Source organism: bacterium, assembly GCA_021372615.1.
In the GTDB taxonomy this organism is placed as follows: domain Bacteria; phylum Armatimonadota; class Zipacnadia; order Zipacnadales; family UBA11051; genus JAJFUB01.
The window spans coordinates 139,843-163,755 of record JAJFUB010000085.1 but is presented as its reverse complement, the minus strand read 5'-3'; the positions used below and the strand labels follow the sequence as shown (position 1 = coordinate 163,755).

At 68.6% G+C, this 23,913-nt stretch carries 28 protein-coding genes; 27 read left to right on the top strand and 1 reads right to left on the bottom strand.

Annotation, left to right across the window (positions count from 1 at the left end):
- The first annotated feature begins 54 nt into the window (after positions 1-54).
- From LLH23_12670 to LLH23_12605, 14 genes are all read left to right on the top strand, one after another.
- Positions 55-804: a YebC/PmpR family DNA-binding transcriptional regulator gene (locus LLH23_12670; protein MCE5239327.1), complete on the top strand. Its 750-nt coding sequence runs from the start codon at positions 55-57 to the stop codon at positions 802-804.
- A gap of 78 nt (positions 805-882) precedes the next feature.
- Positions 883-1,248 carry a four helix bundle protein gene (locus LLH23_12665; protein ID MCE5239326.1) on the top strand — a complete coding sequence of 122 codons (366 nt, stop codon included), beginning with the start codon at positions 883-885 and terminating at the stop codon, positions 1,246-1,248.
- A 45-nt stretch (positions 1,249-1,293) separates the two neighbouring features.
- Complete coding sequence (locus LLH23_12660) at positions 1,294-2,475, top strand: 4Fe-4S binding protein (GenBank protein MCE5239325.1); 1,182 nt, start codon at positions 1,294-1,296, stop codon at positions 2,473-2,475.
- Between the two features lie 108 nt (positions 2,476-2,583).
- Positions 2,584-3,279: a hypothetical protein gene (locus LLH23_12655; protein ID MCE5239324.1), complete on the top strand. Its 696-nt coding sequence runs from the start codon at positions 2,584-2,586 to the stop codon at positions 3,277-3,279.
- A gap of 2 nt (positions 3,280-3,281) precedes the next feature.
- On the top strand, positions 3,282-3,764 hold the full coding sequence (locus tag LLH23_12650; GenBank protein ID MCE5239323.1) for a response regulator: 483 nt from the start codon (positions 3,282-3,284) through the stop codon (positions 3,762-3,764).
- A gap of 9 nt (positions 3,765-3,773) precedes the next feature.
- Positions 3,774-5,153, top strand: coding sequence for an HD domain-containing protein (locus LLH23_12645; protein ID MCE5239322.1), 1,380 nt, complete (start codon positions 3,774-3,776; stop codon positions 5,151-5,153).
- 93 nt (positions 5,154-5,246) lie between these two features.
- On the top strand, positions 5,247-6,080 hold the full coding sequence (locus LLH23_12640) for a hypothetical protein (protein MCE5239321.1): 834 nt from the start codon (positions 5,247-5,249) through the stop codon (positions 6,078-6,080).
- Between the two features lie 22 nt (positions 6,081-6,102).
- Positions 6,103-6,642: a flagellar assembly protein FliH gene (locus tag LLH23_12635; protein ID MCE5239320.1), complete on the top strand. Its 540-nt coding sequence runs from the start codon at positions 6,103-6,105 to the stop codon at positions 6,640-6,642.
- 4 nt (positions 6,643-6,646) lie between these two features.
- Positions 6,647-8,035, top strand: a complete 1,389-nt coding sequence (locus LLH23_12630; protein MCE5239319.1) for a FliI/YscN family ATPase — start codon at positions 6,647-6,649, stop codon at positions 8,033-8,035.
- Positions 8,028-8,438: a hypothetical protein gene (locus LLH23_12625; protein MCE5239318.1), complete on the top strand. Its 411-nt coding sequence runs from the start codon at positions 8,028-8,030 to the stop codon at positions 8,436-8,438. Before LLH23_12630 ends, LLH23_12625 begins: the two co-directional genes overlap by 8 nt.
- 5 nt (positions 8,439-8,443) lie before the next feature.
- On the top strand, positions 8,444-9,247 hold the full coding sequence (locus LLH23_12620; GenBank protein ID MCE5239317.1) for a FliM/FliN family flagellar motor C-terminal domain-containing protein: 804 nt from the start codon (positions 8,444-8,446) through the stop codon (positions 9,245-9,247).
- Positions 9,248-9,249: 2 nt separating this feature from the next.
- On the top strand, positions 9,250-9,552 hold the full coding sequence (locus LLH23_12615; protein ID MCE5239316.1) for a FliM/FliN family flagellar motor switch protein: 303 nt from the start codon (positions 9,250-9,252) through the stop codon (positions 9,550-9,552).
- 1 nt (position 9,553) lies between these two features.
- A complete protein-coding gene (locus LLH23_12610; protein MCE5239315.1) occupies positions 9,554-9,940 on the top strand; it encodes a hypothetical protein in 387 nt (128 codons plus the stop codon).
- Entirely contained in the window at positions 9,937-10,659 is a 723-nt protein-coding gene (locus tag LLH23_12605) for a flagellar biosynthetic protein FliP (protein MCE5239314.1), read from the top strand. The genes LLH23_12610 and LLH23_12605 overlap by 4 nt, the downstream gene beginning before the upstream one ends.
- A gap of 59 nt (positions 10,660-10,718) precedes the next feature.
- Here LLH23_12605 and LLH23_12600 read toward each other — a convergent pair whose 3' ends face one another.
- Positions 10,719-11,567: a hypothetical protein gene (locus LLH23_12600; GenBank protein ID MCE5239313.1), complete on the bottom strand. Its 849-nt coding sequence runs from the start codon at positions 11,565-11,567 to the stop codon at positions 10,719-10,721.
- 150 nt (positions 11,568-11,717) lie between these two features.
- Here LLH23_12600 and LLH23_12595 point away from each other — a divergent pair, with 150 nt between their 5' ends.
- The 13 genes from LLH23_12595 (at position 11,718) to ppdK (ending at position 23,771) form a co-directional block, all read left to right on the top strand.
- A complete protein-coding gene (locus tag LLH23_12595; GenBank protein ID MCE5239312.1) occupies positions 11,718-11,993 on the top strand; it encodes a flagellar biosynthetic protein FliQ in 276 nt (91 codons plus the stop codon).
- Positions 11,990-12,730: a flagellar biosynthetic protein FliR gene (locus LLH23_12590; GenBank protein MCE5239311.1), complete on the top strand. Its 741-nt coding sequence runs from the start codon at positions 11,990-11,992 to the stop codon at positions 12,728-12,730. Before LLH23_12595 ends, LLH23_12590 begins: the two co-directional genes overlap by 4 nt.
- A 15-nt stretch (positions 12,731-12,745) precedes the next feature.
- Positions 12,746-13,462 carry an EscU/YscU/HrcU family type III secretion system export apparatus switch protein gene (locus tag LLH23_12585; GenBank protein MCE5239310.1) on the top strand — a complete coding sequence of 239 codons (717 nt, stop codon included), beginning with the start codon at positions 12,746-12,748 and terminating at the stop codon, positions 13,460-13,462.
- Positions 13,463-13,465: 3 nt separating this feature from the next.
- Positions 13,466-15,460 carry an FHIPEP family type III secretion protein gene (locus tag LLH23_12580; GenBank protein ID MCE5239309.1) on the top strand — a complete coding sequence of 665 codons (1,995 nt, stop codon included), beginning with the start codon at positions 13,466-13,468 and terminating at the stop codon, positions 15,458-15,460.
- Positions 15,461-15,474: 14 nt separating this feature from the next.
- Positions 15,475-16,245 (top strand): FliA/WhiG family RNA polymerase sigma factor, encoded by a 771-nt coding sequence (locus LLH23_12575; protein ID MCE5239308.1) that lies wholly within the window; start codon positions 15,475-15,477, stop codon positions 16,243-16,245.
- A gap of 189 nt (positions 16,246-16,434) precedes the next feature.
- Positions 16,435-16,848 carry a hypothetical protein gene (locus tag LLH23_12570; GenBank protein ID MCE5239307.1) on the top strand — a complete coding sequence of 138 codons (414 nt, stop codon included), beginning with the start codon at positions 16,435-16,437 and terminating at the stop codon, positions 16,846-16,848.
- A gap of 189 nt (positions 16,849-17,037) precedes the next feature.
- Positions 17,038-18,123, top strand: coding sequence for a peptidyl-prolyl cis-trans isomerase (locus LLH23_12565; GenBank protein ID MCE5239306.1), 1,086 nt, complete (start codon positions 17,038-17,040; stop codon positions 18,121-18,123).
- Between the two features lie 139 nt (positions 18,124-18,262).
- Entirely contained in the window at positions 18,263-19,207 is a 945-nt protein-coding gene (locus LLH23_12560; protein ID MCE5239305.1) for a peptidyl-prolyl cis-trans isomerase, read from the top strand.
- A 104-nt stretch (positions 19,208-19,311) separates the two neighbouring features.
- On the top strand, positions 19,312-20,088 hold the full coding sequence (gene mazG / locus LLH23_12555; GenBank protein MCE5239304.1) for a nucleoside triphosphate pyrophosphohydrolase: 777 nt from the start codon (positions 19,312-19,314) through the stop codon (positions 20,086-20,088).
- Entirely contained in the window at positions 20,088-20,357 is a 270-nt protein-coding gene (locus tag LLH23_12550; GenBank protein ID MCE5239303.1) for an RNA-binding S4 domain-containing protein, read from the top strand. The genes mazG and LLH23_12550 overlap by 1 nt, the downstream gene beginning before the upstream one ends.
- A gap of 12 nt (positions 20,358-20,369) precedes the next feature.
- Positions 20,370-20,597: a DUF433 domain-containing protein gene (locus tag LLH23_12545; GenBank protein MCE5239302.1), complete on the top strand. Its 228-nt coding sequence runs from the start codon at positions 20,370-20,372 to the stop codon at positions 20,595-20,597.
- Between the two features lie 9 nt (positions 20,598-20,606).
- A complete protein-coding gene (locus LLH23_12540; protein ID MCE5239301.1) occupies positions 20,607-20,990 on the top strand; it encodes a DUF5615 family PIN-like protein in 384 nt (127 codons plus the stop codon).
- Positions 20,991-21,056: 66 nt separating this feature from the next.
- Positions 21,057-23,771: a pyruvate, phosphate dikinase gene (gene ppdK / locus LLH23_12535; GenBank protein MCE5239300.1), complete on the top strand. Its 2,715-nt coding sequence runs from the start codon at positions 21,057-21,059 to the stop codon at positions 23,769-23,771.
- The last annotated feature ends 142 nt before the right edge of the window (positions 23,772-23,913 follow it).

Sequence of the window (23,913 nt, the reverse complement as noted above, 5' to 3'; positions counted from 1 at the left end):
GACCAATGCTATAATCTCCTTCCCAAGCGTTCCCTGACGGAGGTTGCAGACGCCATGGCCGGACACTCAAAATGGGCGAATACCGTCCACCGCAAGACGCGGCAGGACGCGAAGAAGTCCAAGATCTTTGCCAAGATGTCGCGCCTGATCACACTCGCAGCGCGCGACGGGGGCGGCAATCCCGACATGAACCCGCGGCTGCGCCTGATCATGGATAAGGCGCGCGCCGCCGAGATGCCGGCCGACAACATCCAGCACGCCATCAAGCGCGGTACGGGCGAGATCGAGGGCGTCAGCTACGAAAGCGCCATCTACGAGGGTTACGGCCCGTCCGGGATCGCGCTGATGATCGAGGTCCTCACCGACAACAAGACCCGCACGGTCGCTGACCTGCGCCGCATCCTCAAGGTGGACGGCGGCAGCATGAGCGAGGCCGGCGCGGTCACGTGGATGTTCGAGCAGAAGGGCGTCATCGCGGTCCCCAAGGAAAAGGTGGACTACGACGAGCTCTTCATGGCCGTGGTGGATGCCGGCGCCGAGGATGTCATTGATGATGGCGAAAGCCTCGAGGTCCGCACCGAGCCGAAGGCCTTCCAGCAGGTGTACGATGCCCTGCGCGAGATGGGCATCGAGTTTGACCGCGCGGAAGTCACGATGGTGCCGACGGTGACCAAGGAAGTCAACGACGAAGACGCCCCCAAGGTGCTCAAGCTGCTCGACGACATCAACGACAACGACGACGTGCAGCAGGTGTACAGCAACTTCGACATTTCGGACGAAGTGCTGGAGAAGCTCGAAGCGTAGGGGGGGAGGGTCAAGGGTCGAGGGTCAAGGGTGGAGGGTAACAGCAGCGACCTTGACCGCCCTGCATCGGGGGGCGTCGTGCTGAACTCGTTTCGCGAACTCGGAGTCTGGCAGAAGGCTTTTGACGTTGCCGTCGCTGTGGGCGAGACCGTGCGTACGTACCCCCGCGAGGATCAGTGGGGGCTGGGACGCCAGACGAAGGAAGCGGCTGCCTCAGTACCGGCCAGTATCGCCGAAGGCTGCGGCCGTGGCAGTCGCAGGGAGTACATCCAGTTCCTGCACATCGCCCACGGTTCAGTGTGCGAGTTGCAGAGCCATCTGCTGTTGGCGCAGAGCCTCGGGCTGGCCCCGCCCGCCGCGTTGTGCGCACTCATCGAGTCGGCCGACGAAGTGGCCCGCATGCTGAAGGGCCTCATCGCCAGCCTCCGCCAGAAGGAGCCGTAGCCGCTTGTCGTTACCCTTGACCCTCGACCCTGGACCCTCGACCCTATGAATCTCTCAGTTCAAGCCCTCGGCCTCACCTTCCGCAATCCCATCATCGCCGCCGCGGCTGGCGTCACGGAGACGGCCGACCGGCTCAAGCGCTGCGAGGACGCCGGGTGCGGCGCGGCGATCATCAAGTCGTACTTTCAGTACGAGCCCGCGCGCCATTCCCCGACCCCGCGCTTCACCGTGATTCGTGACGGGCTGGGCCGCGACAAGTCCTTCTGCTTGTACTCCTTCGAGCAGGCCAACATCTACGGCCTCGAGGAGTTCGCCGAGGAGATCCGCAAGGCCAAGACAAGCTGTGAGATCCCCATCATCGCCAGCCTCAACTGCATCACCGAGGAGCGGTGGGTCGAGGGCGCACGGCTCGTGGAGCAGGCCGGCGCCGACGCCATCGAGCTGAACGTGTCCTGCCCCCACGGCGTGCACATCATGTCCCATGCCGACATGATGGCCGAGATGACCCGGGCGCTGCGAGCTGTCAAGGACTCCGTGTCCATTCCCGCGATCCCCAAGATGAGCCCCCAGCTCTCTCAGCCGGGCGCCGTGGCCCAGGCGCTGGCCGAAGCCGGCGCCGACGGCGTCACGATGTTCAACCGCTTCACCGGTCTGGACATCGACCTGGAGCGCGAGGAGCCGATCATGCACGGCGGCTACGCCGGGCATGGCGGCCCCTGGTCCATCCACTACGTGCTGCGCTGGATCTCCGACGTATCGCCCACGCTGCCCGTGCCGATCCTCGCCAGCGGGGGCGTCAGCGACGGCGGTGATGTCGCCAAGATGATCCTGGTCGGCGCCACGCTGGTGCAGACCTGCACGGCCATCGTCATGCAGGGCTACGGGGTCGTCGGCAAGCTGCTGGCCGGGCTGACGGACTTCATGGAGCAGAAGGGCTATGACGACTTGGCCACCTTCCGTGGCGCCCTCTGCAGCCGCATCAAGAGCAATGACGACATTGACCGCGTCAAGCGTGCGGTGGCGGAGATCAAGGCGGAGCAGTGCATCAAGTGTGGGCTCTGCGCCCGCGTGTGCATCTACCAGGCGCCACGCGAGGACAAGCAGGCCTATGTCATCCCCGAAGAGACCTGCGACGGCTGCGGCCTATGCGAGCAGCTCTGCCCGGCCCGCGCCATCGTCATGCGCCCCCTCGCCGTCCCCCGGACGTTCACCCTCGGCGTGAAGTAGACAGTCACTCCCGCGTCGCATACTGCTCAACTCTCCCTCAAGTGCCCGAGTGAGGTGGCCGATAAGGCTACCGACTCCCCCCTGGTTGGGGGCAGCTGGGGTGCATTGATGCGGATGATCCTGGACAGTCGGGGGCATTACTTCCCCGGCGATAACAGCTTTCCGACGCTGGCACGGCAGATGGACCACGACATCCGCTCACCGCTGACGGCCATCTGCAGCTACGCCGAATGCCTGGCCTGGCTGCCGAACCTGGAGCCGAGCGTGCGGGAGTCGTATGCCTACACCATCCTGGCGGAGGCGCGCCGTCTGGGCCGGTTGGCCTCCAGCTTCCTGGCGTTGGCGGCCCCGCCGTTGTCGGATGACCTCGACGAGGTGGACCTGGGTCTGGCGGTGGACGCTGCCCTGGCCGATCTGCAGGACGTGATCCAGCTCCAGGACTTCCGGGTGGATTGGCAGCGGCCGGCCGAGACGATGGTCATCTGGCCCCAGGGGGTGCTGCAGCAACTGCTCACGGCCGTGCTCGAGACCGCCCTGGAAGCCGCCAAAGGCAACGCGTGTCTGATGGTGACAGTCACGGAGACGTCCGAGGAGGAAGTGACCGTGGAGCTGTCGAGCGCGCGCTGTGAGCCGTCCCGCGCCGCCGAGAGCTTCGCCTTCCGGGCCGCGGAAGTGCTGGTGCGCCAGCGCGGCGGCGAAGCGACGCTGGAGACCGGCTGCGGGATGTGTCTGCAGCTTCGCCTGCCGCGGGTCGGCCGGGTGCGCGGTGTGCTGGAAGACAGTCGTCTGGAGAGATCGGCCTAGCCATGTCCGCCGAAGCCATCCCGAAACGGGACGTACAGAATGCCCGGGGGAGGCCGCCCGAGGGCGGCGCCGACCGCGGCGTACTGCATCTGCACCACCTGGCCGAGGAAGCGCCGGCCACCCATCAGCCCGTCGTGCTGGTGGTGGATGACGACATCTTCGTGTGCCGGGCCGTGGCTTGCATCCTCCGGGAGGCGCGGTGTGTCCGGGTGTACGCCGCGCGCGACGGGCAGGAGGCCCTCGACCTGGCAAGCGAAGTCCTGCCCGCCCTCATCATCATTGACCTCAAAATGCCCGGGCCGCCTGCGGCCGAAGTCTGCCGCGCTCTGCGGGCCGTGCCGGGTCTGGAGCGCACGCGCATCTGCGTACTGACGGGCATTCTAGCCGAAGCCGAAGTCATGCAGGACCTGCGGCCGTACATCAATGGAGTGCTGACCAAGCCGCCTGACCCGCGGGCGCTGGTCGCGCTGGTGGACGGGGTGTGAAGCAGGGCCATGATCGCCAACCGCGGGAACGATGACTTCTCGGTGGCCCTGGCCCACCTGTCGTGTGCGCTGGGGCTGTACTGGGCGGTGTACTCTGACGGACGCGAGCGAGTTCGGGGGGTGTTGCCGCCTGTGCTTCCTACGTGCGTGCGTCCCGGGGCCTGCCCGCTCGTCGAGGCCGACGGGGCCTGCCCTGCGGCGGCCGAGGCCCCTGTGGCCGGCTCGGCGGACCTGTCGCTGCGGGCCTGCTACGCGGGCTCGGCTCGCCAGCCGGCCCCCGAGATCATGGGTGCTCTCACCCATGCTTTCGAGTGCCATGTGCGGGCCGCTGAGGACGTCGAGGCTACCGTGCGGGAGCTGACGGCGACCTACCAGGAACTGGCTATCGCGTACGGGATCATGGAGACCATCAGCCTGCCCAGTTCGCGTGAAGAGATGGCACAGGCCCTGCTGTCGCGCGTGGCTGCGGCGGCCGGGGCTGACGGGGCCTGCCTTCTGTGTCTGGACAAGTCCCGGGGAGTGCAGCCGCTGGCGATTCAGGGCATGTCGGACGAGGAGATGGAGGCCATCCGGGGATACCTGGCGCCGTCGGCCAAGCGGCTGCCGGCGGGGCGAGAGCCCTTCGCTCTGCCCCTGCAGGATCGCCAGGTGCTCGTCAGTGGCCTGCAGCGTGATGAGCGGTGGAGTGGGCTGATGGCGCTGGCGCGCGACGCCGGGCGCCCGTTCACCTCGCGCGAAGCGAAGCTGGTGCAGGCCGCCGGACACCAGGCCGCCCTGGCCCTCCGCAACCGCAGTCTGGTGGACGACCTGCGCGGCATGTTCCTCAACACGATCCAGGCCCTGGTGGCCGCCATCGAGATCAAGGACGCCTACACCTGCGGCCACTCCCGCCGCGTGGCCCAGGCAGCGCGACACACGGCCCGCCTTCTGGGGCTGCCCGACCGCGAGGCCGAGGCTGTCTACATGTCCGGCATTGTGCACGACATCGGCAAGATCGGGATCGAGCGGACGGTGCTGTGCAAGACGGGGCGCCTGACGGGGGAGGAGTGGGAAGCCATCCGCAGCCATCCCGAGCAGGGCGCGGGAATCATCAACTGCATCCCGCAGCTACAACACCTGGTGGGTGGCATACGCTACCACCACGAGCGCGGCGACGGCAGCGGCTATCCCTTCGGCCTGCGCCAGGAGGAGATCCCCCTGGCCTCGCGGATCATCGCCGTGTGCGACAGCTACGATGCCATGACCTCGGAACGGTCCTATCGGCCCGCGCTGTCGCCGGACGTCGCCGTGGTGGAACTGCGGTCCTGCGTGGAGACGAAGCTGAGCGGCCCAGTGGTCGAGGCGTTCGTGGAGACACTGTCCGATGAGGTAGAAGCAATGGCAGGCTAACTTGTACATCGCTTGACATAAAACGGACAAAGGTGTAAACACAGCGTAACCACCCACCGTAGCAGCCACTGATCGCAGCACAGGGGGACGCTGATGACCGTACTGCGCATCCGGGAACGGTGCGCGCGGGGGCTGTTGGTCGCTTCTCTGTATCTCATCGTTGTCGGTTCTCAGACCACGCAGGTCCTGGCGGGGCCTGCCGTCACGCGTACTACCCCCGCTGCTGCGCCAAGCTCTGCCACGCCCCCCAACCCCTTCAGCTTCGCTCCAGCGCCGTTTGCCCTGCCGGTGGCCAATGCGGCCCTGGACCGCCAGCTCACCGCCCTGCTCCGTGGCTTCCGCCCGATCCAGAAGAGCGAAGTGCTGCTCTCCGGTGAAGCAGGCCGCGATCTGAGCGCTCAGATCGTGGTGCAGCTACGCCCCGGGGAGACCCTCGACCTGCGAACGCTCCAGAGCCTCGTGCAACTCATCCTCGGTGCGGTCCCTGGCCTGGCCCCCGAACGACTCAACATCGCCTCGGCCGATGGCCGGATGCTCGTGACGCGGGGGCAGGTGCAGGCCGAGCGGCGAGGGGACGTGACGGCGCCACTGGGCCCGCTCTTGCCGGGCGCGCTCGTCGGGACGGCGCTGGTGATCGCCGTCGGGGTCGCGGCGGTGCTGAGGCGAGGGTGGAGACGCCAGCCCGACGACCCACTGGACGCGCTGATCCTGCGTGACGGTGGCCGCCTGGCAGGTCTACTGCAGGGCGAGCGGCCGGAAGTGCGCGGGCTGGTGGTGAGCCTCGCCGGTCCACGGGCCGGCCGCTGGCTGCAGCGGGAGTTGGGACGGCGGCAGGTCGAGGTCGGGCTTCCCACGCGGCCGACGGACGCCCGCGTGGCGCGGGCGCTCGTGCACGAGTTGCAGGAGCGCCTCAACACAGGCACCTAGAGCACGCGAAGGGCAAGAGACGATGCGCGGACTGCTGCGGCAGAGCGAACTGCAGGGCAAGGTGGGGACGATCCGCCCCTTCCACGAGGAGATCGAGCCTGCCCGCACGCTCGCCGCGCCGGCGCCGCCGGACGCCGGCGACCCGGAGCGACACTTGCGGCTGCTGGGGCGCATCGCCGAGGAGATGGTGCAGGAGCGGGCGCGGCTCCTCATGCAGATCAGGCCCGAGATCCTCGAACTGGCCCTGTCCGTCGCCCGCGAGATCGTCCGCCACGAGGTCACGGCCGACCCCACAGTCATCGAGCACACACTGGCGCAAGCCCTGCAGAACCTGCACTTCGCGACGAAGATCGTGGCGCGCCTGCATCCGGATGATCTGGCGCACCTGCAGGAGCACCAGGCCGCCTGGCAGGAGCAGGCGGCGCAACTGGAGTTCATCGCCGACCCGAGCATCGAGCGCGGCGGCTGTCGCCTCGATAGCGACCGGGGAGGCTTCGACGCCACCTTGCAGACCCAGTTGGCCACTCTGCGCGAGGCCCTGGCGGCTTCGTACAATGGATGAGGTCATGTGCGCGTACGCGGCGGCTGAGTCGGCGGCGACCATCACACAGGAGCGCGAGCGGCTGCGGGCTCTGGCCGCGCGAGTGTCGGGCTTGCCCCGGATGCGGGCCACGGGCAAGGTCGCCGAGGTGTCGGGCCATACGGTCCTGGCTGAAGGCCCGGCCGCGCGCGTGGGGGAGATCTGCCACATCCGCCCCACCGACAGCGCGCCGGAGATCGCGGCGCAGGTGGTCGGCTTCCGGCACGGTTACACGCTGCTGCTGCCGCTGGGGCGCATGGGCGGCGTGGCCCCCGGCTGCCCGGTGACGGCGACGGGGCGGGCGCTGAGCGTGCCCATCGGTCGTGGCATTCTGGGGCGGGTTCTGGATGCCTTCGGTCGCCCTATCGATGGCAAGGGCGATCTGGGAGAGACGGTGCTGCGCCCCGTCGAGAGCGCTCCCCCGCCGCCTTTGGGGCGGCAGTGCATCGTCGAGCCGCTGCACTTCGGCGTGCGCGCCGTGGACACGCTGCTGACCTGTGGCAAGGGGCAGCGCCTGGGCATCTTCTCGGGCGCGGGGGTCGGCAAGAGTTCGCTGCTGGGCATGATGGCGCGCTATCACACCGCGGACGTGGCCGTCGTGGGGCTGGTCGGCGAGCGGGGGCGTGAGGTGCGCGATTTTCTGGAGGTCAACCTCGGCGAGGGTCTGGCGCGCTCGGTCGTCGTGGCGGCGACGTCGGACGAGCCGGCCCTGGTGCGCATCGCCGCCGGGCTGACGGCCACGACCATCGCCGAGCACTTCCGGGACCAGGGCCTCGATGTGTTGCTGATTGTGGACTCGCTGACGCGGCTGGCCCGGGCGCAGCGCGAGGTCGGTCTGGCGGCCGGGGAGGCGCCCACCACGCGCGGCTACCCCGCCTCCATGTACGAGTTCCTGGCGCGGCTGCTGGAGCGCGCCGGCAGCGGGGCGACCGGCAGCATCACCGGCGTCTATGCCGTGCTGGTGGAGGGGGATGACCTGCAGGAGCCGGTGGCCGATGCGGTCAGTGCCATCCTCGACGGCCACATCCACCTGACCCGCGAGTTGGCCGACCGGGGGCACTACCCGGCCGTGGATGTCAGCGGCAGCGTCTCGCGGCTGATGTCCCGCCTGGTGGACGAGCCGCACACCCAGGCCGCGGCGGCCTTCCGAGAGCTGTTGGCGGCGCACCGCGAGGTCGAGGACCTGATCGCTGTGGGTGCCTACCGTCCCGGGGCGCGCCCGCTGGCCGATCTGGCGGTCCGCCGGCGACCGGACATGATGCAGTTCCTGCGACAGGGGCAGCACGAATACGCCGATCCGTCCGACGCCCGGCGGCGGCTGCTGGCGCTCATGGGGCCGGCTGGGGACGGGGAGAGGCAGGTGGCACATGCCTGACTCCGCCGCACGGTTCGGACGGCTGCTCCGGTCCATCGCGGGCCAGGAGCGCGCCCTGCAAGGCGAAGTCGAGCGCAGTCTGCTGGCCTGCCGGCAGGTCGAGGGGGAGTTGCAGGCCGCGCAAGCACGCCGCCCGCTGGCGGAAGCCGGCACCGCGGCGGCGCTCTGCCATCGTGACCGCTATGCCGCTCTGGTGGAACGGCAGTGTCAGGAGTTGCAGCAGGCCCTGCGCGAGGCCCGGGGCCGGGTGGCGACAGACCGCCTCAGGTGGCGGCGGGTGGCCCAGACGCGCCGGACTCTCGAGCGCCTGATCGGTCGGCTGGCCGAAGGACGGCGAGCGCGCCAGCAGCGCCAGAAGCAGGCCCTCGCTGACGAACACGCACAGCGCTATGCGCCGGAGTAGAGCCCATGCCTACAAGCGATGTCGCCCAGCGCTACGAGCCGCCGTCGGTCGAGGCACCCTCGCATGCCCAGGAGGCCTCCCTGCAAGTCCTCGGGGCCCGGGTGCAGCACTTGCTGGTGGCAGCCTTCGCCTCGTTCGGGGTGACCTGTACGCCGGCCCCCGAGCCGGACTGGCAACCCCGGCGGCTCGAGGCGGGCTTCTGGGCTGTCGCCGCCACATGGCCGCACGGGGGGGCCTGGCGGCTGCTGCTGTCGCCCACGGCCACGACGGCGCTGCTGGCGGCGCAACTGGGGCAGGACGAACTAGCCGAGCACGCCCTCACCGATCTGGACCTGCGCCTGTTGCAGTTGCCCGCCCGGGCACTTGCTGCAGACCTCGGGCGGGAGCTGCGTCTGGCCGGAAGCCCCCCGAGCCCGGTGCTGGCCCGGGGCCCTGTCCCGGCGGGTGCGGAGGCAGTGGTGGCGTGGCGGATGCACGTGGCGCACGGCCCCGCTGGCGGCGAGGTGGTACTGACAGTGCCGTGGGCCGACCTGCGCGCGTGTCTCACGCCGCCCGAGGGGGGGCAGCGACTGCAGCGGGAGGAACTCGCCGACGCGCCGGTGGTGGTGGAAGCTGTCGTGGTGGCGCCGCCGGTGACGCCGCGCGAGTTGCTGGAGATGCAGCCGGGGGACGTGCTGGCTCTCGGAGCTGGCGATCAGCAGAGCATTCTCCGGGCCAACGGCGCGCCCGTGGCGTGGGGACGCATTGGCGCCAAAGGCGCGACGCTGGCCATCAGCATCCAGCATGTGGAGGGGGGCAGGGAGGCGTGACAGTGGCTTTGTATGACACGGATGTGCCGGTAAGGATGGCGGATCAGTTCCAGCCTGCGACGGAGCCGCAACTGACGGCGCTGTCAGAGGTCCCGCTGCAGGTGACGGTGCGCCTGGGGTCAACCCGACTGGCCCTGCGCGAACTGCTCGAACTGGAGGTCGGCTCCGTGCTGCTGCTCGACCGGGAAGTGGGCGAACCCGCGGAGATCATGGTGGGCGACCGGGTCATCGCCCTGGGGGAGCTGGTGCGAGTGGACAACGACCTGGGAGTGCGGATCACGCAGGTCTCGGCCTCGGGGCTGTGACATGAGGCTAAGTGCCATCGGATTCGCGGGGGCTGTCTGCGCCGTGGCCTCGGCCCAGCCGGCAGCGCCCACGCCGGGGCTGCCCTATGCGCCCGGCCACTACCTGCTCCAAGCGCTGCTGAGCCTGGCGCTGGTCATCGCTCTCATCTACGGCGTGTACTGGCTGCTGCGGCGCGTGGGGCCGGGATGCATGGGCGCGGCGCCGTCCGGCCCGGCGGAGTTGCTGCAGTCGGTGCCCCTGCACGGGGGCTATGTGCTCCACGTGGTGCGCGTGGGGCGGAAACTGTTGGCGCTGACCTGTGGCCCCGGAGGGGTGGCGGCGACTGAAGTGCCGCCGGAGGTGCCAGCCGCGTCCGTCGACGATGGGGAAGAGGGCGATGCCCGGTGAGAGCGCGCTGGCTCGCCGTGGCGGTAGTCGTCCTCGGTTGCGCTTCGGCGGCGAGTGCGCGTGGCGGCGCCCCGGTGGCAGTCAACCTCGGGGCGACGGACGCCACGTCCTACCTGCGGCTGATCCTGCTGTTCGCGTCGGTGTCGCTGGCGCCGGCGCTGCTCGCCGTCATGACCTCTTTCGCCCGCATCGTGATCGTGCTGTTCTTCCTGCGGGCAGGGCTAAGTTCCCAACCGCTCATCCCCAACCCCGTCCTGATCGGCCTCGCTCTTCTGCTCACTGCCTTCAGCATGTCCGGCACGTTGCGCGAGATCAACGACCGCGCGGCGCAGCCACTACTGGCCGGGGAGATGAGCCTCGGGGCGGCCTGGGAGGCGACACAGGCGCCGTCGCGGGCGTTCCTGACGGCCCACACCCGGGTGGAGGACCTGCGGCTGTTCCAGGGGTTCGAGCCGTCGCCCGCACCGCAAGGGCTGCCGGCGCTCCACACGCTGGCCGCCGCCTACGCCATCTCGGAGCTGCGGGCGGCGTTCATCATCGGCCTTGTGATCTATCTGCCGTTCGTGGTGATCGACCTGGTGGTGGCGGGCACGGTGGCCTCGCTGGGGCTAGTGTCCCTGCCCGCGTCAGTCGTCGCGCTGCCGTTCAAAGTGCTGCTGTTTGTGATGGTGGATGGGTGGCGACTGCTGGCGTACGCGCTGCTGAGCAGCCTCCAGTAGCGGAACAGGGCGAGGCCGAAGCCTCGCCCCGCACACGGCATCTCCTACCCGTATGGAAGTCAGGGCATGGTGAAGGACACAAGCTCGGCCTGCGAGGTCACGCGCGAGGTGTTGCCGTGGACGTTGATGGTGGCGTACCAGTCGCTCTGGACCTCACCGCCCCAGAAGCCGACGCCATCCTTGCAGTAGTTGCGACCGCGCCCGGCGATAGCGGCGGTGCTGCCGTCCACGTTCAGATCGGCGGCGTAGTAGCTGATGTTGACGATGGTGTTGGCGGCATCGCCAATGCCGCCGAGGACACCATAGTTGAGCGTCTTGTCGTTCTGCTCGAAGCCAGTCATCTCGGTGATGAACGGCATCAGGGGCATGGGCACAAACCAGGTGCTGCCATTGTGCATGGTGCCCTGGTAGGGCGGGTTGTACAGGAAGGGGCGCGGTTCGGGCACCGACACGTTTGCTTCACCCACGCGCGCTACGGCGACCACCTCAATGTGGGCCGGCGTATCGGCGGTGGCGGCCACTGTGCGGTAGCAGGCCAGCACCGAATGCAGGCCGCCGTCGGCCGCAAACAGATGGTTGATAAAGGGGGCGACGTCCACGGACGCGCCGCCGGTGAGGTCGGGGACGGCGTTGGTCGTGTAGTCGTGGCGGAAGACGTACGTGGTGGCCGTCGCTCCGTCCACCTGGAGGTCCTGGGTCCCCACCAGCGTCCGCGTCATGGTGCCGGTCGTGGTGAACTCATCGGTGGGGGTCTCCGCCTCGAGTATGGTGTTGTAGACCCACACCGCGCCGACGGTGAGAGGAAAGTAGTTGCCCGCGATGAGCACAGGGTCGCTGTCGCCGCCACCGCAGCCGCTCAGGAGCACGACCGCCAGCAAAGCCATGATGCACAGCAAGCGCGCAGCCATGCGTCGTTCACCTCATGGGGCCCGGAAGCCGGAACGGTCCGGGGGCGGGTTACGCGGCGGCCCGCGCGGCAGGGCGGCCGAAGGACGTCGGGCATTGTGACACATAGCGCCCCAAAAATCAATGCGCGTTAGGAAGCGAGGGCAGACCGCATGTACTGGGCTGCCGGGAGCGCACTGCTCCAGAACGCACTGCTGATGGCCCTGTGGTTGTCGCTGCCGCTGCTGGCGGCGATTGTGGCCGCCGGACTGCTGGGCGCCTACCTACAGAACCTCCTGGGGCTCAGCGACCAGAGCAGTCTCCTGGCGCCGAAGCTCCTGGCGGCAGGCGTGGCGCTGGCGCTGTTCGGGGCGTGGATGCTGAGCCTGTCGTGCGGCTACTGGGGCTCGCTCTGGCTGGCGGCCGCCTCCCTGGTGCACGCGCGATGATGCCTGCCCTGTGGCCGGTGTGGGGTCTGGTGTTCGCACGGGCGGCCGGGCTGCTGGCCCTGGCGCCGCCCACGGGGTGGCGGCACTTCCCCCCGTCGCTGCGCCTGGCGGTGGCGGCGGTGCTGACGGGACCGCTGGCTCTGGCCATCGCGCCGGCAGGAGCGCCTCTGGCCCTCACGATGCCTGAGTATGTGGCAGCGGTGGCGCGCGAGGCGGCGGTGGGCCTGCTGATGGGTCTCGGGCTCTGGCTGCTGGTGTGGGGGGCATTCGCTGCCGGGCACCTGCAGGACGTGGTGGGCGGCTTCGCCGCCGCGGACGAGGAGGACGGACCGCTGGCGGGGCTCTTCACCGTGCTGGTTCTGGTGTTCTTCGTGCAGCTCAACGGCCTGCACTGGCTCGTCGCGTTCTTCCGGCAGTCATATGTCCTGCTGCCGCCGGGGCAGGCCGCCGACCTGACGGCAGCGGCCTCGTGGGTGTATTGGCCTAGCCTGTTCTTCACGGGGCTCCTGCAACTGGCCGGGCCGGTGGTGTTGGGGACGGTGCTGGCTGCCCTGATGGTCAGCAGCCTGCAGCGCGTCCTGCCCGAGTTGCGGGCGGCGGAGGTGCTACCGGCCGCCCGCGCCCTGGTGACGCTGCTGGCGTTGGGCGTGGTCGCCCCGCTGCTGGGGGCGGTGCTGTTGCACCAGGTCAGCGTCGTGGCCGACGTGACAGCTCGGTGGCTGGCGACACTGGGGTAATGACGGACGGAGGCCATGAGCGACGAGATCAAGCGCTATCCTGCGACGCCCCGGCGGCTGGAGCGACTGCGCCAGACGGGGCTCAGCCCTGCGAGTGCGGCCGTGACGGCGGCCGTGGCGATCGTGGCCGCGACCGGCGGGCTGGTGCTGCTGGGCGGGAGGCTCTGCGGCTGGCTCGCGGGCCTGCTGGCGCAGGATCTGCAGCGCCCGATGGTAGAGGCAGCGGCGCTGCCGGGGCTGCTGGCGACGCGGCTGCTGCAGGGCGGACTCGCGGTTGCACTGGTGGCCCTGGGGGCAATGGGGGTGGCCCTCCTGGCTCAGATCGCCCAGGGCGGCGTTGTGCAACGCTCAAGTAAACAGATGTATCTGCCGATGACTCACGATGCCGGCGCAAGTCGTCCCCGTTTCTCTGTGATGTCGTTCTGGTTGGGCCTATTAGCTCTGTGCGCACTTGCCGTGCTGCTCCGCAGTTGGCTGCAGGGGCTGTCGGCACAGACCGCATGGCCCGATCCCCGCGGATCGTCGGGGGCGCTGGCGTTGTGGTGGCGCTGGCTGGCGGTGCTGGTGGCGGTGGCGATCCTGCATGGTGTGGCGACACGGCTGAGCTACCTGAGCCGGGCGCAGATGAGCCACCGCGAGATGCTGGAGGACCGGCGGGAGACCGAGGGGGCGTGGCTGAAGCGGCGGCGGGTCAGTGAGTGGCTGCAGCACCGATTGCGAAGGAGACCGTAAGTAATGAATGGGAGTGCCCTGCAGCGGGTGCGCTGGTCGCGCGAGCACCTGGTGGCTTTGGCGGGCCTGTTGGCGCTGCTGGTGCTACTGCTGCCGCTGCCGCCCTTCGTGCTCGACCTGCTCCTGACCGCGAGCCTGGCCTTCGGTCTGGCGGTGCTGCTCGTGGCACTGTCGGCGGAGGGGCCGCTGGGCTTCCCGTCGCTGCCGGGGGTGCTGGTGGTGGGCAGCATGGTGCGGGTGGCGCTGGCGTTGGCGGCGGCGCGCAGCCTGCTGGCCTACGGCACCGTCGGGACACTGGCGCAGACGCTGGGGGGAATGCTGACGTCCGCAGGCGAGAACCCCATTGGTGGTGTCGTCGCCCTGGGGCTGCTCATGCTGACCTCGTACGTGGTCCTGAGCCTGGGGCTCATGCGCCTGGCGGAGGTGGCGGCGCGCTTTGCGCTGGATGCGCTGCCGGGGCAGCAGATGGCGCTGGACGCGGCTCTGGGCAGTGGCCGGCTGGAGGCGGAGGCCGGGGCGGCCCGGGCCGAGGCGTTGCAGACCCAGAACGCCTTCTACGGGGCGATGGACGGCGCCGCGCGCTTCCTGCGAGGTGAGATGCTGGCGGTCGCCGTGATCGTGGTCGTGGCGCCCCTGGCGGCGTTGGCGCCGGGCGGGGCGACGGCGCTGGGCTGGACGGAGGCCGTCGTCTTCTCGCTGGGGCTGGGGATCGTCGTGCTGGCTCCGGGACTGCTCACGATGGCCGGCGCGGCCGTGGTGCTGTCGCGCACCCGGGCCGCCGATGCCGCCGGGAGCCTCGGCCGGGTGCTGCTGCAACCCGGGTTGCTGGTCACGGTCGCCGTGGCGCTGCTGGCCGTCGCCCTGGCGCCGGGCGCAGGCCGTGCGCCCCTGCTGATCGGCGCTGCCGCCGTCGGCGGCCTGGCGTACTATGCCACGAAGCGGCGCGTGCCTGAAGCACCGGCGTCCGAGCCCCCCGTGACGCTGCAGTTGCGACTGGGCGCCGGCCTGCTGTCGCTGACGGCCCAGCCGGACCTGATCCAGTGGCTGAACCGGCAGCGTGTGGCGCTGTCCGATGAACTGGGGTTCGCTGTGCCGACGTTCGTCGTCAGTGATGACCCGACGCTGCCGCCGCATGACTTCGCCATCGCCCTCAACGGCGCCGTACTGGCGCAGGCTCCGCTGCGGCCGGGACGGCAACTGGCCGTGGCGCCTGCCCGAAGCCTCGCACTGCCGGAGGGCGAGCAGGTCGTCCTGCCCGATGGCCGCCGTGCGACGTGGCTGCGCGAGGCCGATGACGATCCTGGTGCGGAGGACGGGACGCAGCGGCTGTCGCCGCGGGAAGCGCTGGCGCTGTACGTGCGGTCGGCGCTGTCGGGGGCGGCCCCCGAGTTGTTCGACCTGCAGCGGGCGCACGAACTGCTGGAGATGGTGCGCGTGAGCCATCCGGCCGTGGCGCGGGCCTACGAGGCAGCCGGCCTGACAGAGCAGGAGTTGCGGCAGGTGGGTCGGGCGCTGCTGGCCGAGCGGGTGCCGCTTGTGGAGCGCGTATCGCTGCTGGAGGCGATAGCGGAGGCGGGGCCGGCGGCCGACCTGGCCGAGCGCGTGCGCCCGGCACTGCAGCGGACCATCACGCGGCTGGTGGCGCCCGAAGGAACGCTCTGCGCGCTGGCACTGACCGAGGGGATGCAGCAGGAGCTGCGGACCGCTATGCAGGCGGCGGGCGACGGGGCGGCGGTGGCCTTGCCCCCCGAGCGGGCCGAGCACTGGCGCGAGGCGCTGCGCCGGGCCCAGCGGCAGCATGCGGAGTCGGCCACGGGGGCCGTAGTCCTGTGTCCGCCTGAGCTGCGGCCGGCGGTGGCGGAGTTGGCACGGGAAGCGGGCGCCGTGGTGGCAGTGGTGCGCGCGGGCGAGTTGCTGCCGCTCACCGAAGTGCTGAGCATGGGCGCGCTGCCCGAATACGAGACCGGTCCGGTGGCGGCACCGGCGGCGGGGAGTTGATGGCCTTGGCAGCAGTGGCCCTGAGGCCACCCGCGACCTCGCAGGTGGCAGTATCCTGGTGCGGCACGCCCGCCTTGCGCGAGCAGACCATTCGCGACCACGTGCACATCGTCAAGTACGTGGTGGGGCGGATCAGCACCCAACTGCCGGCCAACGTGGACCGCGAGGACCTGGTGTCGGCCGGCATCCTCGGGCTCATCAAGGCCGTGGACCGCTTCGACCCCGGGCGGGGGGTGAAGTTCGAGACCTACGCGACGACGGTGGTGCGTGGGGAGGTCATGGAGTCGCTGCGGGCCAAGGACTGGGCGCCGCGTAGCATGCGGCGGCGCCTGCGGCAGTTGGCCGAGGTCGTCAGCCAACTGGAGGCGCAGCTCGTCCGGGCCCCCGAGGAAGAGGAAGTCGCCGAGGCGATGGAGATGACGCTGGAGCAGTACCATCGCTTCCTGTCGGAGGCCAGCACGGCCTCGGTGGCCTCGCTGGAAGAGCTGTTGGCGGGCGAGGAGCCGTACGAGACCAGCGACTATGCTCCGGGCGAGCCGTCCGAGGACTTTGCCGACCCGCTGGCGATCGTGGAGAAGGCGGAGTTGCGGCGGCTGGTGGCACAGGCGGTGGGGGGGCTTCCAGAACGTGAACGTACCATAATGAGTCTGTACTATGAGCAGGAGCTGACACTCAAGGAGATCGGTCAGATCATGGGGGTAACGGAATCCCGCGTGTGCCAGATCCACACGCAGGCCACGGCGCGCCTGCGGGCCGCGATCCACCGCGAGCTACGGGTGGGTTGACGGTTGTTGTTGCGCAAAACATGAGAGAGACGCAATGCGGGATCAGGGTATACTCCAGATGGAGAGAACAGGGATGCCCTGAGGGCGGTCAGGTGCGTCCTTTGCCACCAGGGGCTACACCAGTGTCAGAACATGGTGGCGGCGCCATCAGTGGGAGACCGCAGCCGGCGCTGCCACAGGACACGACCCATGCCCGTACCAGTGATCGTGTGTCCCGCCCGCAACCCCCGTGCCGCCCGGATCGTGGCCGGCCTGCTGGCGCAGGAAACTGACCTGCAGGTGACGCTCTGCCATGCCTGCGCGCCACGGCACGCCGGCTCCGACGGACCGAATGAGGTCGTCATCCTGACGGCCGGCCTGCCGGACATGCGCGACGTGTCGCAGCTTGAGAGTGCGCTCCACCTGCACCCGTTGACCCCCGTGATCGTGCTCAGCCTGTACGAAGACCCGGTCGTGACCCGTCACCTGCTGGCTCACGGGGCGGCGGCCTTCCTGGCACTGGATCAGGTGGTGAGCCGGCTGCCACGCCTGATCCGGCAGCTGTCGGGGCCGTCGCGTTCGCAACTGGTGCCGCACCGCGTTCGCGCCCATGCCGCTCCGTGACGGCCCCCAGCCCCCGTCCACCGTGCCGGAACTCCTGGCCCACCAGAAATGGTTGTTCTGTTCTGATGGGCGCTTTGCTATAATGCCATGCGATCCGTCGCTCCGCGGCGGATCCGTAGCACGGCGGGCCGGCGACGAGCCGGCCCCCTCCTGTTACCGTACCCACAGAAAGAGGCGATAATCTTGCATATGATCCGGCGGTCGTTGTCAGCGGCACTGGCAGCGATAGCGGTGCTCACGGTCGTGGGATGCGCCAACCAGCCGGTGGCGATCGTCAACGGCAGCCGCATCACCAAGAAGACGTTCTATGACCGGCTCGAACAGGCAGGAGGGGAACGGGTGCTGGCGGACCTCATCGCCCGCCAGTTGCTGACCGACGCCTTCAACAAGTCGGGGCTGAAGGTCACCGAGCAGGAGATCGCCACCGAGATCGCCAACGCCAAGAAGCAGGCGCCCAGTGAAGCCGACTGGCAGGCGTACCTCAAGCAGCAGGGGATGGCCGAGACCGACTTCCATGACTTCATCGCCTTCAACCTGAAGGTGAAGCGGATGGCCGAGAAGGACGTCAAGGTCACCGACGAGGCCCTACACAAGGACTTCGAGGAGAACCGCGAACAGTTCGGCCGGCCGGAGACCGTGCGGCTGTCCGAGATCGTGGTCAACGACAAGGCGCGCGCCGACCAGATTCGCTCGCAGCTCAAGGACGCGGCGCAGTTCCCCAACCTCGCCCGGCAGTACTCCATCTCGACCTTCACCCGGGAGCGTGGCGGCATGAGGCCTGAAGAGCCGCTCGCCCAGATCCAGCCCGGTGTGGTGCGCCAGGCCGTCATGGGGCTGCAGGTCGGTCAGATCACCCAACCGATCAAGGCCGACAACGTGTGGTACATCGTCAAACTCGAGCAGCGCAAGGCCGCCGAGAAGGCGGAGTATGACAAGGTCAAGGACAAGGTGCGCGAGCACTACATGTTCACCCACGCCAAGGGCGTGCAGGACATGATCGAGGAACTCCGCAAGACGGCGCGGGTGCGCGTCCTGCTGCCCAAGTACCAGGAGATGAACCGGATGTTCGGTCCGCCGCAGGCGCTGCCCACGTTCGGGGAGACCAAGGGCGGCCAGCCGGCCGCTCCGGCCGCAGGGCAGCAGCCCGCGGCTCCGGCGGCTCCGGCGGCTCCGGCGGCTCCCGCGGCTCCCGCAGCCCCGGCGGCAGGGCAACAGCCGGCCGCCCCGGCCGCCCCGGCCGCTCCGGCGGCTCCGGCGCCCGCCAAGACGCAGTAGGCCACGCCACAATCCAGGACGGAACATAGTAGGGCAGGGGAGTCGTCCTGCCCTACTGTCGCCTCTTCATCCCGACACGTCGCCAGGGGTGGAGACATCGGGAGACGCGGTCGCATATCAGGAAGAAGAGGTGAGTGCCTTGCGCACCATCACGCGGGCCTGGGCAGTTGTGCTGTCGGGAGTATCGCTCGTCGGGTTGCTCGCAGCCGGAGTAGCCTTTGGCGCTCCCGGTGAGACCGCGATGGATCTGAGCCAGCCGGTCGTCACGGTGAACGGCCGGGCCATCACACGGGCGGAGCTGTACCGCCGCCTCGAAGAGACCGGGGGTGAGCGTGTGCTGGCTGATCTGATGGCACGCCGCCTCATTGAGGACGCCTTCGACACTGCCGGCCTGAAGCTGGGTGACAGCGAGGTCAACGCGGCGATCGCCCAGATGAAGGCCCAGGCGCCCAATGAGGCGCAGTGGCAGGCCTTCCTGGCCCAGCAAGGCATGACCGAGGCCGACCTGCGCAGCTATCTGACCTTCAGCCTGAAGGTGAAGCGCCTGGCCGAGAAGGGCGTGGACACCTCAGACGCGGCGGTGCGCAAGTTCTTCGATGACCATATCGAGCAGTTCGGGCGGCCGGAGACGGTCGTGTTGTCCGAGATCGTGCTGCGAGACGAGGCCAAGGCCCGGCGGGTGCGCGGGCTCATCAAGACCGAGGCCGATTTCGCCAGACTGGCACGCGAGCAGTCTGTAGCGACCGAGACGCGCGAGCAGGGCGGCGTCCGCCCCGAAGAAGCTCTGGCGGACATGCAGCCCGAGGCTCTGCGGCAGGCCGTCGCCGCGCTGGCCGTGGGGCGGGTCAGCCAGCCCATCCAGACCGACGACGGCTGGCGCATCGTGAAGCTGGACCAGCGGCACGCGGCTGAGGAGGCAGACTTCGCGCAGGTGAAGGACCACGTCCGGGAGGCGTACCTGGCAGCCAGCGCCAAGCAGGTGCCGGCGCTGATCGGGGAACTCGGCCGGGCCGCCCAGATCAAGATCGTGGATCCGCGCTACCAGGGTCTGAGCCGGATGTTCGAGGCGCCACCGGCCCAGTGAGCGCAAAGCGCCAACTCAGGTGTAGCATTCCTGGCGCAGTGTATGGTATAGTATCTCTCTGACGACCGCTCGGGCTCCGGGCGGTCGTCGGTGGCGCTTGTGACATGAGACAATTCGATCGCCTGGTGGAGATCATGGCGAAGCTGCGCGGCCCCGGAGGCTGTCCCTGGGATGCCCAGCAGACCCATGAATCACTACGCCCCTATCTACTCGAAGAAGCCTACGAAGTACTCGACGCCGTAGATGACGCCGACTTAGGACGGCTCTGTGGCGAGTTGGGCGACCTGCTGCTGCAGGTGGTCTTCCACGCTGAGCTGGCGCGTGAGCGCGGGGACTTTGACATCGAGGACGTCTGCCGCAAGATCAGCGACAAGCTGGAGTACCGTCACCCGCACGTCTTCGGTGACGTACATGTGGACGGCGCGGATGAGGTGCTGACCAACTGGGAGCGCCTCAAGCGCCAGGAGGAGGAGCACCGGGAGCGGACATCGGCATTGGACGGCGTGCCGCGGGAGCTGCCGGCGCTCCAGCAGGCGGACAAGCTGCAGAAGCGGGCCGCCAAGGTCGGCTTCGACTGGCAGACGATCCAGGGACCGTGGCACAAGGTCCACGAGGAGCTGCGCGAAGTCCAGGCCGCCGAGGACCCCACCGAAGCAGCCCATGAGATCGGCGATCTGCTTTTCGCCATCTGCAACGTCGCGCGGTTCCTGAAGGTGGAGCCCGAGAGTGCTCTGCGCGAGGCCAACCGGCGCTTCAGCACGCGGTTCCGCAGCGTCGAGCAGCAGGCGCAGGCCCAGGGGCGGCGCCTGGCGGACATGACCCTCGACGAGATGGATGTACTGTGGGAGCGGGCCAAGGCGGAGGAGCGAGGCGGAGCCTGATGCGACTGGACAAGTACCTGCAGACCACCGGCCTGGTGCCCCGACGGGAGCGCGCCAAGCAGGCTTGCGACGCGGGCTTGATCGAGCTGGACGGCAAGCCGGCCAAGCCGAGCACCGAGGTGCGGGTGGGGCAGATGATCACGCTGAAGCTGGGGATGTGGGTCAGCGTGTATGAGGTGTTACAGATCGCAGAGCGGCCGGTGGCGCGCGACAAGCGGGAGGAGTACCGGCGGCTGGTGAGTGAGGAGCGGGTGGAGCTGGAACTGTAGGAGGTGTCAACCATGAGCTGGCAGGGACGCATCACCCGTGATCCGGACGTGATGATGGGCAAGCCTGTTGTTGCTGGCACTCGCATCACCGTCGAGCTCATCCTCCGCAAGCTCGGCAACGGCGTCACGATGGAGCAACTCCTCCATAGCTACCCGAAGCTGCAAGCCGAAGATGTGCTGGCGGCCCTCACCTATGCTTCCGATGCGGTGAGTCTGGACGAGTTGGTCACCACGGCGTGAGGACGGCGCATGAGGCTCCTGGCCGATGAGAACATCGAGCGCGAGTTCGTCGAGGCCCTGAGAGAACTGGGGCACGACGTGGCATGGGGCCAGGACGTCCATCGGCAGTGGCCGGACACTGAGGTATTGCAGCTTGCGGTCACAGAACACCGTGTGCTCGTGACCGCCGACAAAGACTTTGGCGAGTTGGTGTATGCCCGTGGGCTTGCCCCCATTGGCATCATTCTGCTGCGACTCAGCAGTGACGACATGACTGCGAATCTGCCAATCCTGCGGCGGGCGATGCCTGAACTCGCGAGGCTTGGCGAGGGCCACTTCGCAGTGGTGACCGATACGCGCATCCGTGTCAGACCCTTGCGCGTGAGCCCGCGTAGCCATGGGGCCGGCGCGTGAGCTAGTGCTGGAACCACTCCTGACGCCTCCCCCGGCGCAGGTGTACCGAATACTGGGAGGATGTAGATGGCACAGTACAAGCCGGTGTACATGTTTACGGACGACGCCAACAAGTTGGCGGCGGAGCTGAAGAAGGAAGGGAAGGCGCTCAAGGACCTGCTTGGCGGCAAGGGCGCCAACCTGAACATCATGAAGACGCTGGGTGTGCCGGTGCCCTCCGGGTTCACCGTCACGACCGAGCAGTGCATCCTCTACACGAAGGCCGGCAACAGGTTCCCCGCCGGCCTGGAGAAAGAGATTGATCGCTGCACCGCCGAGCTCGAGAAGCAGACGGGCAAGAAGTTCGGCGACCCCAAGAACCCCCTGCTGGTCTCGGTCCGCTCCGGCGCCCGCGAGTCCATGCCCGGGATGATGGACACGGTCCTCAATGTCGGCATGAATGACGTCGTGGCCGAGGCCATGGTGAAGGCCACTGGCAATGAGCGGTTCGTCTTCGACGCCTATCGCCGGCTCATCATGATGTTCGGCGATGTGGTCATGGGCGTGAAGCGCCATGCCTTCGAGGAGTGCCTCGACCAGGTCAAGGCCGAAGAGGGCGTCAAGGAGGACACCGAGGTGTCCGCCGCCGGCCTGCGCAAGGTCGTCGAGTTGGAGAAGGGCGTCTACAAGAAGGCCCTGGGGCATGTCTTCCCGCAGGATGCGCGCGACCAGCTCATGGCCGGCGTCCGCGCGGTCTTCGGCTCGTGGAACAATGACCGCGCCGTGGCGTACCGCAACATGAACAAGATCCCCCACGACTGGGGCACCGCCGTCAACGTGCAGACGATGGTGTTCGGCAACATGGGCGATGACTCCGGCACCGGCGTGGCGTTCACCCGCGACCCGGCGACCGGCGAGAAGGTCATGTACGGCGAGTACCTGCAGAACGCGCAGGGCGAAGACGTCGTGGCCGGCATCCGCACCCCCATGCCGATCGCCGAGCTGCGCAAGCTGAACAAGAAGGTCTACGACGAGTTCATCGCCATCTGCGCGAAGCTCGAGAAGCACTACAAGAACATGCAGGACGTGGAGTTCACGGTCGAAAAGGGCACGCTCTACATGTTGCAGACCCGCAACGGCAAGCGGACGGCGCAAGCCGCGCTGAAGATTGCGGTGGACCTGGTGGACGAGGGCGCCATCAAGCCGGCCGACGCCGTCATGCTCGTGCCGCCCGACCAGCTCGACCAGGTGCTGCACCCGCAGTTTGACTCCAAGGCCAAGCCCAAGGCGATCGCCAAGGGCGTGGCGGCGTCCCCGGGCGCGGCGGCCGGTGAGGTCGTCTTCCTCGCGGCCGACGCGGTCAAGGAGCGCGACAAGGGCAATCGCGTCGTGCTCGTGCGCACCGAGACTTCCCCCGAGGACATCCGGGGCATGGCCGCGGCGCAGGGCATCCTGACCCAGTTCGGCGGCAAGACCTCCCACGCCGCCGTGGTGGGCCGGCAGATGGGCAAGCCGTGCGTCGTCGGCTGCAGCGCCATCGAGATTGACTACAAGAAGAAGCAGTTCGTGGTCAACGGCCGGACGGTCAAGCAGGGCGACTACATCTCGATTGACGGCGCCACCGGCGAAGTCATGCCGGGCGACGTGCCGACCGGCGACAGCCCCGTCATCCTGGCGCTCAAGGGCAACAAGAAGGCGCAGCAGGACCCGCTGTATGTCTACTTCAGCCGCCTCATGGAGTGGGCCGACGACAATCGCCGGCTGGGCGTGCGCACCAACGCCGACACGCCGCAGGACAGTGCCCTGGCCATCGCGCTGGGCGCCGAGGGCATCGGCCTGACCCGCACCGAGCACATGTTCTTTGGCGAGGACCGGATCCTCACGTTCCGCAAGATGATCCTGTCCGACAGCGTCGAGGAGCGCAAGGCCGCCGCGGCCGAGCTGCTACCCTTCCAGAAGAAGGACTTCCTGGGCATCCTGAAGGCCATGGACGGCAAGCCCGTCATCATCCGCCTGCTCGACCCGCCGCTGCATGAGTTCCTGCCCAACACCCCCGAGACGATCAAGGAGTGTGCGGACGCCACCGGCAAGAGCGCCAAGGAGATCAAGGACAAGGCAGCCAGCCTGCACGAGCTGAACCCGATGCTCGGGCACCGCGGCTGCCGCCTGGGCGTCACGTTCCCCGAGATCTACGAGATGCAGGTGCGGGCCATCTTCGAGGCCGCCTGTGAGTTGAAGAAGAAGGGCCTCAACCCGATCCCCGAAGTGATGATCCCGCTGGTCGGCCTCCTCGGCGAGCTGGAGCTGTGCTTCGAGTACACCCACCGAGTCGCCGAAGAGGTCATGGCGGCCAAGAAGGTGGAAGTCGAGTACATGATCGGGACGATGATCGAGCTGCCACGCGCGTGCGTCATCGCCGACGAGATCGGGAAGATCGCGCAGTTCGTGTCCTTCGGCACCAACGACCTGACCCAGACGACGTTCGGCTTCAGCCGCGACGACGTCGAGGGCAAGTTCTTCGCCGCCTACATTGACAAGCGCATCTTCCAGGTCAGCCCGTTCGAGACGCTGGATGTCAAGGGCGTCGGCGAGCTGGTGGACATGGGCGTCACCAAGGGCCGCACGACCAACCCGAAGTTGGAAGTCGGCATCTGCGGCGAGCACGGCGGCGACCCGAAGTCCGTCGAGTTCTGCCATGCGGTCGGCATGAACTACGTGAGCTGCAGCCCGTTGCGCGTGCCGATTGCGCGGTTGGCCGCAGCGCAGGCGAACATCGGCGGCGCCGGCTCGATTGGCGAGTAAGTCACACACCTACGGGAGGCATGGCAGTGCCATGCCTCCCGTTCTGTTTTCCCCGCCAAGGAGACGCACTTGAAGCGCACGTGGGCCCGCTGGGCCAGGTCACGAGTCAGGCACGCGGCGATGCGTGCGCGCAGCCGCGAGC

What these genes read in the sequence shown, in the direction of transcription:
- ppdK (MCE5239300.1), top strand. Translation starts at nt 21,057, where the DNA reads ATGGCACAGTACAAGCCGGTGTACATGTTTACGGACGACGCCAACAAG.
- LLH23_12595 (MCE5239312.1), top strand. Translation starts at nt 11,718, where the DNA reads ATGTACTGGGCTGCCGGGAGCGCACTGCTCCAGAACGCACTGCTGATG.
- LLH23_12610 (MCE5239315.1), top strand. Translation starts at nt 9,554, where the DNA reads ATGAGGCTAAGTGCCATCGGATTCGCGGGGGCTGTCTGCGCCGTGGCC.
- LLH23_12645 (MCE5239322.1), top strand. Translation starts at nt 3,774, where the DNA reads ATGATCGCCAACCGCGGGAACGATGACTTCTCGGTGGCCCTGGCCCAC.
- LLH23_12620 (MCE5239317.1), top strand. Translation starts at nt 8,444, where the DNA reads ATGCCTACAAGCGATGTCGCCCAGCGCTACGAGCCGCCGTCGGTCGAG.
- LLH23_12640 (MCE5239321.1), top strand. Translation starts at nt 5,247, where the DNA reads ATGACCGTACTGCGCATCCGGGAACGGTGCGCGCGGGGGCTGTTGGTC.
- LLH23_12635 (MCE5239320.1), top strand. Translation starts at nt 6,103, where the DNA reads ATGCGCGGACTGCTGCGGCAGAGCGAACTGCAGGGCAAGGTGGGGACG.
- LLH23_12570 (MCE5239307.1), top strand. Translation starts at nt 16,435, where the DNA reads ATGCCCGTACCAGTGATCGTGTGTCCCGCCCGCAACCCCCGTGCCGCC.
- LLH23_12650 (MCE5239323.1), top strand. Translation starts at nt 3,282, where the DNA reads ATGTCCGCCGAAGCCATCCCGAAACGGGACGTACAGAATGCCCGGGGG.
- LLH23_12630 (MCE5239319.1), top strand. Translation starts at nt 6,647, where the DNA reads ATGTGCGCGTACGCGGCGGCTGAGTCGGCGGCGACCATCACACAGGAG.
- mazG (MCE5239304.1), top strand. Translation starts at nt 19,312, where the DNA reads ATGAGACAATTCGATCGCCTGGTGGAGATCATGGCGAAGCTGCGCGGC.
- LLH23_12660 (MCE5239325.1), top strand. Translation starts at nt 1,294, where the DNA reads ATGAATCTCTCAGTTCAAGCCCTCGGCCTCACCTTCCGCAATCCCATC.
- LLH23_12565 (MCE5239306.1), top strand. Translation starts at nt 17,038, where the DNA reads ATGATCCGGCGGTCGTTGTCAGCGGCACTGGCAGCGATAGCGGTGCTC.
- LLH23_12590 (MCE5239311.1), top strand. Translation starts at nt 11,990, where the DNA reads ATGATGCCTGCCCTGTGGCCGGTGTGGGGTCTGGTGTTCGCACGGGCG.
- LLH23_12625 (MCE5239318.1), top strand. Translation starts at nt 8,028, where the DNA reads ATGCCTGACTCCGCCGCACGGTTCGGACGGCTGCTCCGGTCCATCGCG.
- LLH23_12540 (MCE5239301.1), top strand. Translation starts at nt 20,607, where the DNA reads ATGAGGCTCCTGGCCGATGAGAACATCGAGCGCGAGTTCGTCGAGGCC.
- LLH23_12670 (MCE5239327.1), top strand. Translation starts at nt 55, where the DNA reads ATGGCCGGACACTCAAAATGGGCGAATACCGTCCACCGCAAGACGCGG.
- LLH23_12600 (MCE5239313.1), bottom strand. Translation starts at nt 11,567, where the DNA reads ATGGCTGCGCGCTTGCTGTGCATCATGGCTTTGCTGGCGGTCGTGCTC.
- LLH23_12545 (MCE5239302.1), top strand. Translation starts at nt 20,370, where the DNA reads ATGAGCTGGCAGGGACGCATCACCCGTGATCCGGACGTGATGATGGGC.
- LLH23_12550 (MCE5239303.1), top strand. Translation starts at nt 20,088, where the DNA reads ATGCGACTGGACAAGTACCTGCAGACCACCGGCCTGGTGCCCCGACGG.
- LLH23_12585 (MCE5239310.1), top strand. Translation starts at nt 12,746, where the DNA reads ATGAGCGACGAGATCAAGCGCTATCCTGCGACGCCCCGGCGGCTGGAG.
- LLH23_12580 (MCE5239309.1), top strand. Translation starts at nt 13,466, where the DNA reads ATGAATGGGAGTGCCCTGCAGCGGGTGCGCTGGTCGCGCGAGCACCTG.
- LLH23_12655 (MCE5239324.1), top strand. Translation starts at nt 2,584, where the DNA reads ATGCGGATGATCCTGGACAGTCGGGGGCATTACTTCCCCGGCGATAAC.